Raw genomic sequence first — 14608 nt, 5'->3', positions numbered from 1 at the left:
CAACAGTCTACAAAAACGCTGCGGTATAACTATCCTTAACCTTTTTCAACCCGGCTGGTACGCCGCTGTAAACAAGTGTGCCACCGGCATCGCCTGCATCAGGACCAAGTTCTATCAGCCAGTCGGCAGATTTGATCACATCTGTGTTGTGTTCGATCACGATGAGTGAATGTCCCTGGTCGATCAGTGCGTTGAAAGAAGCCAGCAGTTTCCGGATGTCATGAAAGTGAAGACCGGTAGTAGGTTCATCAAATATGAACAGGATATGACCGAGGCCTTTGCCCTTGCCAAGGAAGCTGGCGAGCTTTACACGCTGAGCTTCGCCACCACTGAGGGTATCGCTGCTCTGTCCTAATTTAACGTAGCCCAACCCTACGTCCTGCAGCGGCTGGATGGCCTGCCGGATCGCTTTATCATCGCTGAAAAAAGCAACGGCGTCATCCACACTCATATCGAGGATGTCATGAACACTTTTTCCTTTGTACTGCACTTCCAGCACTTCGTCTTTGAAGCGTTTGCCGCCGCATGATTCGCAGGTCAGGTGCACATCTGCCAGAAACTGCATTTCAACAATCTGTTCGCCTTCTCCTTTACAGGTATCGCAACGGCCGCCATCCACATTAAAAGAAAAATGTTTGGGCTGGAAACCACGCATTTTAGACAGGGGCTGTTTTGCAAAAAGGTCTCTGATATGATCGTATGCTTTGATATAGGTAACAGGATTGCTGCGCGATGATTTACCGATGGGGTTCTGGTCTACCATTTCTATCTGCGAAATATGATCGATATCACCCGTGATCGCTTTATGTGCACCTACTTTATCTGCAAATTCGCCACGCATTTTCTGCAATGCAGGATAAAGCACCTGCTTTACAAGCGTTGTTTTACCGCTGCCGCTCACACCACTCACTACACATAATACATCCAGCGGGAATGATACGGTAAGGTTCTGAAGATTGTTCTGCCTCGCGTCTTCCACGGTGATCTGCCGTTTGGATTTGCGCGTATGTTTGGGCACTTCGATTTTAAGCTTCCCTGAAAGATATTTTCCGGTAAGACTTTCCGGGTTGGCGACCAACGTATCGTAATCCCCTTCTGCCACCACTTCTCCGCCGAGGTGAGAAGCAAGCGGCCCCATATCGATGATATGATCTGCTTCACGCATCATCAGTTCATCATGCTCAACTACAACTACCGTATTGCCAAGATCCCTCAAAGATTTCAGTACGCCGATCAGTTTTTCCGTATCGCGCGAGTGCAGACCGATTGAGGGTTCGTCCAGTATATAAAGCGAATTGGTAAGATTACTGCCCAGGCTTCGGGTAAGCTGTATACGCTGGCTTTCGCCGCCGCTCAGTGAGTTTGCAAGCCTGTTGAGTGTGAGGTAACCAAGCCCTACATCTATCAGTGTCTGCAGGCGCTGGTGTATTTCCAGCATGATGCGTTTTGCCACCTGCTGATCGTGTGCCGAAAGCGACAACTCATCGAACCAGCGCTTCAGGTCGCGCACCTGCCATTCGCATAATTCGCCGATATGACAACCACCCACTTTTACATATAAAGCTTCTTTCCTCAGCCTGTAGCCACCGCAATCAGTACAGGTTGTTCTTCCGCGGTAACGGCTGAGCAATACGCGGTACTGTACCTTGTACAGGTTCTGTTCCACTTCCTTAAAAAAATCATGAATTCCAAGCGCACCGCCTATGCCGTTCCAGAGCTGGTTATATTGCTCTTTGGTAAGATCTGCAATAGCTTTATGAACAGGGAATTTTGTTTTGGAAGCCTCTTTCACAAACTGCTCGCGCCACCAGCCCAGTTTCTCGCCTTTCCAGGGCGCTACTGCACCGTCGTAAACGCTTAAACGCCTGTCGGGGATCACCAGGTCGGCATCTATTCCCAGCACCTGGCTGAAGCCTTCACAGGTAGGGCATGCACCGAATGGATTGTTGAAGGAGAACAGGTTGGGAACCGGCTCTTCGAACTGGATACCATCGAGCTCAAACCTGTTGCTGTAGTGCATCAGCTTACCATCGGCTTCCACGAACATTTCACCTTCGCCTTCGTAAAAGGCAGTATTCACAGAATCTGAAAGCCGGTGAATATCGTCTTCATCAAAATCCTTCGTCACAATTCTGTCGATCAATACAAACACTTTTGTTTCTGAGGCGGGCAGCAGTGTTTTCTTCAGTTCTTTATCCGACAGCTCCAGCAGATCTTCTATACGCAGCAATTCACGTTCATCGCTATTGCTGAACTGGTATACCCTTGAAAAGCCTTTCTGCATCAATATGTTTAACTCTTCACGCAGATCACGTTTTGCATGCAGGCGGAAAGGAACAATGATCACCGTTTTAGTGCCATCCTTCAGGCTTCTGATTGCAGCTACCACATCCGTTACATCGTCCTTCTTCACAATATTTCCGCTGATTGGAGAAACAGTTTTACCGGTACGCGCATAAAGCAGGCGCAGGTAATCATAGATTTCCGTCATGCTGCCCACCGTACTGCGCGGTGTTCTCGTGATCACTTTCTGTTCGATGGCTATAGCGGGGCATAAGCCTTTGATATAATCAACATCCGGTTTGGCCATACGGGCCATGAACTGACGTGCATACGCGCTGAGACTTTCTGCATAACGGCGCTGACCTTCGGCAAAAAGCGTGTCGATCGTGAGGGAAGATTTACCGCTGCCGGAAACCCCCGTTACCACAATCAACTTGTTGCGTGGAAAAGAAACGGTAACGTTTTTAAGATTGTGCACCCGGGCACCTTTCACAATAATCTGGTCTGAACTTTCGTTATGAATAGCCGATGACGGCGACTTCGTTTTTACTGTCATAGTGTAAGCAAATTTAAGCTTTTTGGGCGCCTTTACACATCTTTAAAAATGTGCATAACTACCACCCTCACAAACAATCTTTTCCACAAAGGCAGCGCGTTTTAAAAAGATATCTACTTTGAAGTTCGAAGAGGACTGCCTTGTTGCAGTTCCTTATGTATTTCCCGATCTCAAACCGTTGTAAACGCTGATCAAAAGCAAGAATTATGAGAACTTTAGACCAAGCGTCTGATACAGAACTGGTACTGGCATTTCAGGAAGGCGACCTCAATGCTTTCGAAACGCTTGTGCTGCGGTATAAGGACAAGGTCTTTTCTTCGATTCTCTTTTTTGTGAAAGACAGCTATCTGGCCGAAGATCTTTTCCAGGATGTGTTCATCAAGATCATCGATACACTCAAGAATAAAAGGTACACGGAAGAAGGCAAATTTCTGCCCTGGGCTTTACGTATTGCCCATAATCTCTGCGTGGATTATTTCAGGAAAGTAAAACGTACGCCGGCGATCAAGACCAGCGACGATAAAGATATTTTTGAAGTGCTCCAGGTTTCCGAAGACGGCGCCGACAGCAAGATCATGCAGGGCCAGAGCCACGAACGAGTGCGCCAGATGCTGGATCTCCTGCCCGATGAGCAGCGTGAGATCATTATCTTGCGGCATTATGCCAACCTCAGCTTCAAGGAGATTGCGCAGATCACCAACTGCAGTATCAATACAGCGCTGGGTCGTATGCGTTACGGATTGATCAACCTGCGTAAGATGATGCAGGAAAGACAGATCGTTCTTTAATATTCACAGATCTTATAGTCATAAAAAAAGGTAAGGAATGTATCCTTACCTTTTTACTATCGTTTCTTACCCTTTATTGGATGGCATCGAACTTTTCCTTTGCGCATTTCAGCCAGGCCAGGTATTCTTTGGCATCCGGGGTATACCCAACCGGGTGGTTGATCAGCCGCTGCTGGTTATCGAGCACCCCATATAGAGGCTGGGTTGTCTGACTGAAATTCTCAGACTGGAATGTAGCCCATTTATCGCCGATGGTAATGATATCTTTGGTAGCTCCGTCTTTGGTCTTATAAGAGTTGATACGGTGTTCTGCTGCCAGTTTCGCCCTGTCATCAACGTACAAGGATACCAGAATAAAGTTCTCCTTAATATAATTGTATACTTCAGGCTGCGTCCACACGTTCTCTTCCATTTTACGGCAGTTTACGCAGGCCCAGCCGGTAAAATCGATCAGCAATGGTTTATGCTGTTCTTTGGACATCTGCAGGGCTTTATCATAGTCATTTACCACATTCGCTTCAAGTCCTTTGCCATGAACATTATCCTTACCATAGATGCTATAGCTCAGTGGCGGCGGGAAACCGCTCAGAAGCTTCAGATTGGCATAAGGAGACTGTGTAACACCCGGAAGCAGGTAAAGTGTAAAAAGTAAGGATACCACACCCAGCACTTTACGGCCTTTACTGATCTTCATGCCTTTATAATCGTGCGGCAGCCTTAATATACCAAAGAGGTATAAGGTGAGCGCTATACCTGTCAGGATCCAGATGCCGATGAACACCTCTCTTTTCAGGATACCCCAGTGCATCACCAGGTCTGCGTTCGAGAGGAATTTGAATGCCAGCGCCACTTCAACGAAGGCGAGTACCTTTTTCACTGTATCGAGCCAGCCGCCCGATTTGGGCAGCGATTGTAACCAATCGGGAAAAATAGCAAACAGCGCAAAAGGCAGTGCCAGTGCCACACCGAAACCGGCCAGTCCTGCTGTCAGTTGCCATGCTCCACCGCTCAGTGAGCCCACCAGCAGCGAACCGAGGATCGGGCCGGTACAGGAGAAGGATACGATGGCCAGTGTCAGGGCCATAAAGAAAATACCACCAATGCTTCCCAGGCCGCTTTTCGAATCTGCTTTGCTGGCTACATTACCCGGCAGTGTCAGTTCGAAAAAGCCGAAAAATGAAAGTGCAAAAAAGATGAAAATGGCAAAAAAGATGATATTAAGCCAGGAATTGGTTGAGATATTATTGAAGATTTCCGGCTGCACATTTCCCAGTATATGGAAAGGAATGCTCGCCATGATATAGATCAGGAAGATAAAGAATCCGTACATCACGCCGTTACGGATCGCCTGTTTCCTGTTGGCAGCCCTTTTGGTAAAGAACGATACGGTCACCGGTATCATCGGGAAAACGCAGGGCGTCAGCAGGGCGATAAGGCCACCTAACAAACCCAGGAAAAATATGGATAACAAACCGCCTTCAGCAATCGTGCTTTTCTGACCGCAATCTGCAAGCGGCTTATTAATATCGATGGAGCTGAGTTTGATAGCCGATGCCTGTGTGGCAACCGCTCCGCCTTCGAGCGCTACCTCAAAAACCTCTTCTGTTGTGTTGAACTCTTCGCCCTTTCTGATATTGGCAGTGATCACTCCTTTTAAAGTGGCTGGAATAAATCCGGTTATTTCAAACTGCTGGCGAACCTCGATCGTTTTATCGAATACACTGGCTTTCTGGCTGAATACCGGGTCGGTTATCTGCAGCGGCTCTTTATTGAACCTGATCTCTCCGGCAGTTTTTGCATTTTCGTATTCGGGTACGAACTTAACGGTTTCGAGATCGGCGATATTCTTATTAATGCCATAAAGATACCAGCCATCGGGAATGGTAGTTACCGCAACCAGCTCATACTGGCCATTGCCGGTCTTCTTTGCTTCTACTTTCCATTTCAGTAAACTTTCGCTTTGGGCGCACAGAACCATGCAGCTCAGCAAGGCAATACAGAGGGCCGACAGTTTTTTCATCAGTAGTTTGGTATTATGGCAACTTCAGATCAAATGCTTTTTTAGTTGGGGGCAGGCACTGGCTATCATCGCAGACCATATATTCAACAACGCCGCTGATATTGGTTTTGGCCTTCCCCTTTACGGTAATCAACTGTGTGAATTTTACAGTACCACCATAAAAAAGTACATCTGTTTTAAAGTTCTTGTCGTATACCTTCTCGAGCTTACCGGTTTCTTTAACCGCGCCCGAAACTGTGATCAACGGATTTTTCTTGAACGTGAACTTGGTAGGGATCGGACCGCCCTTGCCTGTATTCTGGGAATAAAGATGCCATGGCTTCTCCACATTGGCAGTAGCAATAACTTCATAAGTACCGGCAGATTTCAGTTTTACTTCAAAGTTCCACTCTACAGGGTCTGGCGACTGAGCAAAAGCTGACATGCCCAGGAAAGCCAGCAGCATTGTTAACATGATCCTTTTCATACTTTTCCTTATTTATGTTGCAATCGTTTGAATTAATTGAGCAATCCGAGTATGCTGAACACTTCTTTACCATCGAGGTTGCCCAGCGCGGTTGAAGTGGCTCTTTCGGGGTGTGGCATCATTCCGAATACATTACCCGCTTTATTACGGATCCCGGCAATATGCCTGCTGGCCCCGTTAGGGTTACCGGTTTCACCTACATCACCGCTTTCATTGCAATACCTGAAGATCACCTGGTTGTTCTGCTCCAGTTCATCCAGTGTTGCTTCATCGGCATGGTAACGTCCTTCGCCGTGTGCAATCGGTATTTTGAGCGCCTGCCCTGCCTTATTGCTGATATATACGTTTTTACAGATGAACTGCTGGTTGGCATTCTGCAACAGCACACCCGGCAGTAATCCGCTTTCGCACAGGATCTGGAATCCGTTACACACACCCAAAACCTTGCCACCTTTATTGGCAAACTCGATCACGCTCTTCATCATCGGGCTGAAACGGGCAATCGCTCCGCAGCGAAGGTAATCTCCGTAAGAAAAACCACCCGGAAGAACAATACAGTCTTCTGTGGTAAACATGCTCAGGTCTTCGTCTTTGTGCCAGAGCATGATCACTTCTTTGCCCAGATCATGCTGCAAAGCATCCTGCATGTCCCTGTCGCAATTAGATCCCGGAAATACAACTACACCGAATTTCATATCTGTTTATGTTTTGAGCTTTCGCCTTTGTTAGTAGTGGCGCAAAGGTACAACTATGACTTGTTAAAAAAGGGCGTTAATTTTTAAAAAGCAGCCAGTTATTGTATACGATCACCGCTGCTGCAAGCCAGAAAAGCAGGTTGGGAACGATGAGCCGCCGCGGTGCAGAAAATGCAATGGAAGCATATGATGCCAGCGGCACCAGGCACATTACACCCGATTCTATACCGGTATGCCTGAAAATGAAGGGTATTGCCAGCAATATCAGCAACATCACCAGCATTACACTCCAGGTTTTCCTGATCTGGATCACCATCCTGTTGATCGACTGCTGCCAGTAATAAAAACCCACCAGCAGGTTCAGCAAAAGCACCGACAACCCTATTACAAGCGGCAGATTCCAGTGCTTCACAGGCAGATCTACCTCTATCGATGGCAGGAACACACGCACACGGCCCAGCTGATCATTAAGGAATAACCAGGAAAACAGGAAATAGAACGGTAAAAGAATACCCATCAGCAATATCAGCCATTCCGCCAGCCTGAACGGTCTTACCACGGCCAGCGCAAACAGTACCACTCCTATCAGTATCGCCGTAGGATGATAACAGAGTACGGATGCGCCAACGATCAGGCCGGTATTGAATAAAAGGGTTTTGGGCGAGGGGTGATTATACAGTTTGCTCAGCCGGATAAAGATCCAGATGACCATAAAATTGGAAATCAGCGAAGATGAGATGCTGCACCATTGCACCAGCATCCCAGACAGCAGGATATAGGCCATCGCAGCTGTATAAGTGTTCTGCTGAAACATACGCAGGTCGTTCAGCGCCATGTTCAGCCGGATCGCCTGTATCAGTATCAGGCAATGATAGAGCAGGAACAGCAGCGTGTCTGGCTGGCCTTTCACATAACGGATCAGCAGATCGGAGAAGAACCCGTCGTCTTTGTTAACAACAATCAGTGGTGTTTCTGCAAAAAAGTGCAGGTGTACGGCAATGCTGAGCACCGCCAGGAAAAAAATATTGACAATGGATTTATCCCGGAATAAAAAGACCACGCTATGAAAGATTAAAATTCAATTTTTGCGAAACAGGTATACCCTCTGTACTGGCATGGTATTACCATCTGCCTTGCACCTACCTGTTTGGCATGGCGGGGCATGAACTCATAAGCCATATCCAGGTTCTTCAGTGTTGGCGGCCTGGTGATCTGCCCCGAAGGCGATACCGACTGCAGCGTCAGGATCTGATCCCTTCTTTCCTGTGTATTGAACAGGAAATGGAACTGATCTCCGCTGTTCATCACACCATACCCGATGAAATTATCGGAATTATCGTCGTACTGCGATTTCCTGATCACGTTACTCCACTCCAGTTTCCCCTTCGGATCAAAAGAGATCACGGCTATATTGTCTGCATAATAACGGGTAAGTGTATTGTTGAAAGAATTATAGCGCCACCAGGGATAATAGCCCATCGGGTTACTCCAGGCATAATAATCAGACGACATCCAGTAAGGTGACCCATACAGGTAATCCCAGCGGTTAAGGGCATTGCCCCGTGAAGTGGTATAAGCAGATTCTGCCGCTACCATGAAACCACCATCCTTTCTTACCACGATGTTTTTCAGGAAAAAATCATTGAACGCTGTTTTGAGCCCCCGGTCGCCCTTCGCATCTGCACGGAACTCATCTGAAAAAGTGGTGGAAGCAGTGAGTATTTCACTACGTAACTGCTTGTCCCACAGATAGTAATACAAGCCATCGATGTTCCCTCTCCTCGTTTTGCTGAAGAAAGATGTGATAACATAATGTTTATTCAGGTTATCCACTTTAATGCGGACATCATCCAGGTAGAGGTTATTCAAACGCAGATCGGTCATGAATACCTGGTCCGAATCGGCCGGTTTGGTGATCAGTGTTACCTTGTTGATATTATCGTTCGATGCTGTTCCGGAAGCCCGGATACAGGCGAGATCTCCATCATTGGCCAGGGAAAATTCCGACAGGAAATCGTTGCGCTGCGGCATTGGGATTGCCACGCGGGTACGTTTCAGCATGCTCAGATCCTTATCGAAAAGCAGGGTGGTAAGGATGTGCGACCTGTCGTTCCTGCTGTTGATCTTGAATACCATGAACCGCTGCCGGTCGTCGCTGTTGATAAAAGAATATACCTTATTCGTTACGTTATAGTTAACATTGGCGGTAGTGTCCAGCAGTACGGGCTCCCCTATTTTCTTCCCGTGACCGTCAATTTTGGCGGCCATACAGTACAGTATATTCTTTTTCTGGTACTGGTATATGATATAGGCATAATCCGGGTATTGCAGGAAATCCGTGTTCAGGATCCTGTTATCGGGAAAGAAATCCAGCTTATTTTTTTCGATCAGCTTCATATCATTATCGTAAGCAGATACATAATGCGCATCCCTGTAGTTCTTGTAGACCAGTACCTGGCCGCCCACTTTACCGATCACGTCGAAGTTGAGCGTACGTGCATCGTCCCGCTCAGGTTCGGCATAACTGATCTTCTGGCCCCAACCTGTGAGTGCGGCGAGAAAAAGCGAGGAAATAAGGAGAATTACCGGTCTTTTCATGTGCCCGTCAATTTATATTCAAATGTAGTTAAACGGGGCGAAACTAAACACCCCGTTCGCCACTCTTCTCCCGGTAAATCAACGCAGGATTATCCTCATCTGTACTTCAGTATATTGCTATACATTTGTTAAAGATTAACAGATTTTACAAGCAAATCCACTTTGTGAGCAAGAACATCAACAAGGCAACCTTTCCGGGCCTCGTCATTGCATTAGGTATCATCTATGGCGACATCGGTACGTCTCCCCTCTATGTTTTAAACGAGATCATTACCGGAAGGGCCATTACGGATGAGCTCATCCTCGGTTCGCTGTCCTGTATCATCTGGACGCTTACGTTGCAGACCACCATCAAATACGTGGTGCTTACTTTAAAGGCAGACAACAAGGGCGAGGGTGGTATTTTCAGCCTGTATGCATTGGTAAGGCGCCGGCGCAAATGGCTGGTGATCCCCGCAATGATAGGCGGCGCGGCGCTGCTGGCAGACGGGATCATCACACCGCCCATTACGGTTACTTCAGCTATTGAAGGCCTGAGACAACTTCCTTCACTCAGGAATATTCAGCAGTCAACCATTGTTGCCATTGTAATTGCCATCATCTCGGTATTATTTTTTCTGCAGCAATTCGGAACGGCTTCTATCGGAAAATTATTCGGTCCCATCATGGCGCTGTGGTTCGGCATGCTGGCCGTGCTTGGCTGTATGCACCTGTTTGACGACATCAGTATCTTCAAAGCGCTGAGCCCGCATTATGCCATCGATCTGCTTACCCATTATCCGAAAGGTTTCTGGCTGCTCGGTGCGGTGTTCCTGTGTACCACGGGAGCCGAAGCATTGTACAGCGACCTCGGGCATTGCGGCCGCGGTAATATCCGTGTGTCCTGGGTGTTTGTAAAAACCTGTCTTATCCTGAACTATCTCGGTCAGGGAGCCTGGCTGCTGGCCAATCACAGTGGTGAGATCATTCCGCCGGAAACCATGGCCGACGGCTTTAACCCATTCATCAGCATCATGCCGCAGTGGTTCAAACTGGCAGGAATCGCCATTTCAACCGTAGCTGCGGTTATCGCGAGCCAGGCATTGATCTCAGGCTCCTTTACGCTCATCAGTGAAGCCATGCGCCTCAACCTGTGGCCCAAGATGAAGATCAATTATCCTACGGAAGAAAAAGGACAACTGTATATACCCGGCATCAGCCTGCTGCTGTTCATCGGCTGCGTGGGCATTGTACTCTATTTCCAGAAATCGGCCAATATGGGCGCGGCTTACGGTCTGGCCATTACGATGTGCATGATCAGTACCTCTATTCTCTTTGCCAATTTCCTCGTAAGCCGGCGGGTATTTGCGGGCTGGATCTATCTTTACCTGATCGTTTATTTCGCAATTGAAATATCCTTCCTCATTGCGAACCTCGAAAAATTCATGCATGGCGGTTATGTAACGCTGATCGTTGGTGGCGGACTCTTCCTCGTAATGTACGTCTGGTTCAGGAGCCGCAAGATCAAAAACAGGTACGTGGAATTTGTACGGCTGGAGCATTATATACCGATGATCCAGGAACTGAGCAACGACAGGACCATCCCCAAATATGCCACGCACCTGGTTTATATGACCAGCGCCAACAACCCGAAAGAGATCGAACATAAGATCATCTACTCCATCCTCAATAAAAAACCAAAGCGGGCAGATATTTACTGGTTCGTGCACGTAGACGTACTGGACGACCCGTATACCTGCGAATTTTCGGTAGAACATATCATCCCGAACGATATTATCCGTGTGGAATTCAGGCTCGGGTTCCGCGTAGAACAGCGCATCAACCTTATGTTCCGTAAAGTGGTGGAAGAACTGGTGAACAACAAGGAAGTGAATATCACATCAAGATATGAAAGTCTTGAGAAGAACAATATCGTGGGCGACTTCCAGTTCATTGTACTGGAGAAATACCTCAGCCAGGATAATGAACTGCCATTCCTCGAGCGCGTGATCATGAAACTTTATTTCTGGCTTAAGGAAATCAGCCTGGGTGAAGAAAGAGGTTTCGGACTGGATCCGAGCACCGTAACGGTAGAGAAATTTCCGCTTATTGTTGCGCCGGTTTCCAAACTGAACCTGAAAAGGATCTACACCGACGGAAACGAATTTGAATGACCAGCATAACTCCCCGCCAGCTTCATACATTATTGCAGCAGGATACATCATCACTGCTGCTGATAGATGTGCGTGAGCCGGAAGAACATGCGGCATACAATATCGGCGGCATATTGTTACCGCTGGGAGAGATCATCAATCATACCGATCAGATCCCGGCTGATAAAACGGTTGTTCTTTATTGCCGTAAAGGCATCAGGAGCATGATCGCGATACAAAGACTGGAAGAAAAGAAAGGTTATACCAATCTTGTCAACCTGAGTGGCGGTATGGACGCCTGGCAAAAGGCATCGGCAACATTCTGACAAGAAGCTGGTATGTTTTTTTCTTCTTATCTTACTACATAATCGCCTGTTTGCATCCTATCGTCATTTATATCCTCGGGGGCATTGCCCTTCTTTCTGTAGCAGTTTATTTCCTGCAGGAAAGATTCATCTTTAAGCCTGAAAAACTCAGGGACGATTTCCGTTTCAAATACGATATCCCGTTTGAAGAGCTGTTCTTCTATCCTGCACCCGGTGTACGGATCAATGGATTGCATTTTTACAGGAAAGAGCCCAAAGGACTGATCCTTTACCTGCATGGCAATACCCGTAGCATCAAAGGCTGGGCACGTTATGCAAAGGATTTTTACCGTTATGATTATGATGTGGTACTGGTAGATTACCGCGGGTTTGGAAAGAGTACCGGTAAGCGGAATGAAAAAGATATGCTGGCCGATATACAGTATGTATATGATGAACTCACCAAAAAGTACCCGCAACACCATATCCTTGTATATGGCAGAAGCATCGGGAGCGGATTTGCAGCCAAGATCGCATCGGATAATATGCCGCGTTACCTGATACTCGACTCACCGTATTACAGCTTCAGAAAAGTGGTAGAACGTTTCCTGCCGATCCTGCCTGTAAAATACGTGCTGCGTTATCACCTGCGAACAGACAGGTGGATCATGAAAGTGAATTGTCATACTTATATTATCCATGGCACCAGGGACAAACTGATCCCGATTAGGCACAGTGAAAAACTCAGGCAGCTGAATCCCGGAAAGATCACACTGATCAGCATAGAAGGCGGCCGTCATAATAACCTGCCTTCCTTTCCTGAATATCATGCATTTATACGTGACATACTTAAATACTGAGAACAGCCAGTATGAGCAGCAGTATTTACCGTGAATACCGCATCATTAAAGCATTCCATTAACTTTGCAATGTGAAGAAAAAGCGTATTTACAGGATCGCGGTGATCATAGCAGCGATCTATTGCCTGGTTGGTGCAGGATTGTATTTTCTGCAGGAAAAGATATTTTTCCACCCCGAAGCCGTAGCAGCAGGTATCCGGTATTCCTTTCCTGAACCACATACCGAAACCGATCTTACGTTCGACGATGAAGGCAGCGTACATCTTGTACAATTCAATGTACCCGATTCCCTGAACAAGGGGCTTGTGCTTTATTTCCCGGGGAACATGAAAAATGTAACGCACTATGCGCGGTTTGTACCGGCTTTTACCAAAAAAGGATATGCAGTCTGGATGCCGGATTATCCCGGCTTCGGCAAGTCAACCGTTCCGTTATCTGAAGCAGCATTGTATGAAATGTCTTTACAGATCTATAAGCTGGCAAGAACACATTACCGGCCCGACCAGATCATTATTTACGGAAAATCCATTGGTACCGGCATTGCATCTCAACTCGCATCTGTGAGAGACTGCAGAAAGCTGATACTGGAAACACCTTATAACAGCATTGCATCGCTCGCAAAACCTTATCTCTGGATGTATCCGTACAGCAGCAGCCTGCTGCATTTTCAATTCCCCACCTGTGATTATCTGCTGAAAGTAACTGCACCGGTTACCGTATTTCACGGTACTGCAGACAGACTGATCCCTTACAGTAATGCAGCAATGCTGAAACAGGCTTTCAAACCGGGTGATGAATTTATCACGATCGAAGGCGGCGACCATGTGAACCTGAACAGTTATCCGCTGATGCAGCATAAGCTCGACAGCCTGCTGATGCAATAATTACAGGACAGGTACTACGTTCTTTTGTTTATTCTGCCGGATCTTTTCAGGTATCGCTGCCATGATCTCCTGCCGGATGATCTCTACCAGTTTTTTCTTTACAAAATCACGGTGTACAGCAATGCTAACTTCTCGCATGGGAGCCGGCTTTTTGAAATAACGGATATGTCCGAGCTGCTTACCAGTCATATCTATAGTAGCCAATTCAGGAATAATAGTGATGCCATCATTCAATTCTACCATTCTCCTCAATGTTTCGATACTGCCGGCTTCATATTCAAAATGACTGGAAGCCTGGCTTGCTTTCTTCAGCTCGCAGAGATGCACGATCTGGCTGCGGAAACAATGCCCTTCTTCGAGCAGCCATAATTTATCCGGGTCGATATCCTGGGGAAGAACATAGGTCTTTTTGTATGCAGCATTTTTGCGAGACACATAAGCCATCAGCTCTTCGTAAAACAACACATGTTCCCGGATGCCGGGCTCATGCAGGGGAGTGACCAGTATTCCCATATCAATACGGCCTTCTCTCAATCTGGAAATCATTACATCCGTCATCATTTCATTTACAACCAGTTTTACCAAAGGGTATTTTTTGGCAAATTGCGGCACGAATAAAGGCAGCAGATAAGGCGCCAGTGTAGGAATGATCCCTATGCGGATCTCGCCCGAAACAATGCCTTTCTTTTCCTTTACCAGTTCATCCATACGATTCTTCTCGGCTATGATCTTCCTGGCCTGCTCTATCAGCTCAGCCCCTATTTCCGTAGGAATGACGGGCTGCTTACTCCTGTCGAAGATCTTCACCCCGAGTCTTTTCTCCGCCTTCTGGATCTGCATGCTTAGCGTAGGCTGCGACACATAACAATTTTCTGCTGCCAGTGCGAAATGCCGCCAGGTATCAACGGCTATGATATATTCCAGTTGAGTGAATGTCATCCTATAGATTTTTGGCTATTGATTTGCAAAAATAATCAATTCCATCGATCACCGGTTTGGGGGACGTTGTGAGACAGGATCA

The 14608-nt window shown here is 47.1% G+C and carries 12 protein-coding genes; 5 read left to right on the top strand and 7 right to left on the bottom strand.

From position 1 onward, the window contains the following. Window positions 1-7: 7 nt before the first annotated feature. On the bottom strand, window positions 8-2839 hold the full coding sequence (gene uvrA / locus B5D42_RS02465; RefSeq protein ID WP_078829832.1) for an excinuclease ABC subunit UvrA: 2832 nt from the start codon (window positions 2837-2839) through the stop codon (window positions 8-10). A gap of 206 nt (window positions 2840-3045) precedes the next feature. Between uvrA and B5D42_RS02460 the strand changes: the two genes are divergently transcribed. Next, window positions 3046-3627, top strand: coding sequence for an RNA polymerase sigma factor (locus tag B5D42_RS02460; protein ID WP_078829831.1), 582 nt, complete (start codon window positions 3046-3048; stop codon window positions 3625-3627). A 73-nt stretch (window positions 3628-3700) separates the two neighbouring features. Here the strand turns inward: B5D42_RS02460 and B5D42_RS02455 are convergent, their stop codons facing one another. From B5D42_RS02455 to B5D42_RS02435, 5 genes are all read right to left on the bottom strand, one after another. Then, window positions 3701-5647, bottom strand: coding sequence for a protein-disulfide reductase DsbD family protein (locus tag B5D42_RS02455; RefSeq protein ID WP_078829830.1), 1947 nt, complete (start codon window positions 5645-5647; stop codon window positions 3701-3703). Window positions 5648-5660: 13 nt separating this feature from the next. Next, the gene (locus B5D42_RS02450) at window positions 5661-6113 is read right to left on the bottom strand and encodes a protein-disulfide reductase DsbD domain-containing protein (RefSeq protein WP_078829829.1); all 453 of its coding nucleotides are present in this window, start codon (window positions 6111-6113) and stop codon (window positions 5661-5663) included. A 32-nt stretch (window positions 6114-6145) separates the two neighbouring features. After that, complete coding sequence (gene purQ, locus B5D42_RS02445; protein WP_078829828.1) at window positions 6146-6808, bottom strand: phosphoribosylformylglycinamidine synthase subunit PurQ; 663 nt, start codon at window positions 6806-6808, stop codon at window positions 6146-6148. Window positions 6809-6884: 76 nt separating this feature from the next. Then, the gene (locus B5D42_RS02440) at window positions 6885-7868 is read right to left on the bottom strand and encodes a hypothetical protein (RefSeq protein ID WP_078829827.1); all 984 of its coding nucleotides are present in this window, start codon (window positions 7866-7868) and stop codon (window positions 6885-6887) included. Between the two features lie 11 nt (window positions 7869-7879). Further along, on the bottom strand, window positions 7880-9406 hold the full coding sequence (locus tag B5D42_RS02435; protein WP_078829826.1) for a hypothetical protein: 1527 nt from the start codon (window positions 9404-9406) through the stop codon (window positions 7880-7882). Window positions 9407-9570: 164 nt separating this feature from the next. On the opposite strand from B5D42_RS02435, the gene B5D42_RS02430 reads away from it, so the two are divergent. From B5D42_RS02430 to B5D42_RS02415, 4 genes are all read left to right on the top strand, one after another. After that, window positions 9571-11559, top strand: a complete 1989-nt coding sequence (locus B5D42_RS02430) for a KUP/HAK/KT family potassium transporter (protein ID WP_078829984.1) — start codon at window positions 9571-9573, stop codon at window positions 11557-11559. Beyond that, window positions 11556-11864 carry a rhodanese-like domain-containing protein gene (locus B5D42_RS02425; RefSeq protein WP_078829825.1) on the top strand — a complete coding sequence of 103 codons (309 nt, stop codon included), beginning with the start codon at window positions 11556-11558 and terminating at the stop codon, window positions 11862-11864. Before B5D42_RS02430 ends, B5D42_RS02425 begins: the two co-directional genes overlap by 4 nt. Before the next feature lie 50 nt (window positions 11865-11914). Then, window positions 11915-12703 (top strand): alpha/beta hydrolase, encoded by a 789-nt coding sequence (locus B5D42_RS02420; protein WP_078829824.1) that lies wholly within the window; start codon window positions 11915-11917, stop codon window positions 12701-12703. A gap of 71 nt (window positions 12704-12774) precedes the next feature. Next, complete coding sequence (locus B5D42_RS02415) at window positions 12775-13587, top strand: alpha/beta hydrolase (RefSeq protein WP_078829823.1); 813 nt, start codon at window positions 12775-12777, stop codon at window positions 13585-13587. Here the strand turns inward: B5D42_RS02415 and B5D42_RS02410 are convergent, their stop codons facing one another. Then, complete coding sequence (locus tag B5D42_RS02410) at window positions 13588-14526, bottom strand: hydrogen peroxide-inducible genes activator (RefSeq protein WP_078829822.1); 939 nt, start codon at window positions 14524-14526, stop codon at window positions 13588-13590. It lies immediately after the preceding gene. Window positions 14527-14608 lie beyond the last annotated feature (82 nt).

This window comes from Sediminibacterium ginsengisoli (assembly GCF_900167075.1).
GTDB classification, from domain to species: domain Bacteria; phylum Bacteroidota; class Bacteroidia; order Chitinophagales; family Chitinophagaceae; genus Sediminibacterium; species Sediminibacterium ginsengisoli.
The sequence above is the reverse complement of the archived record's forward strand: the minus strand, read 5'-3'. Positions and strand labels throughout refer to the sequence as shown.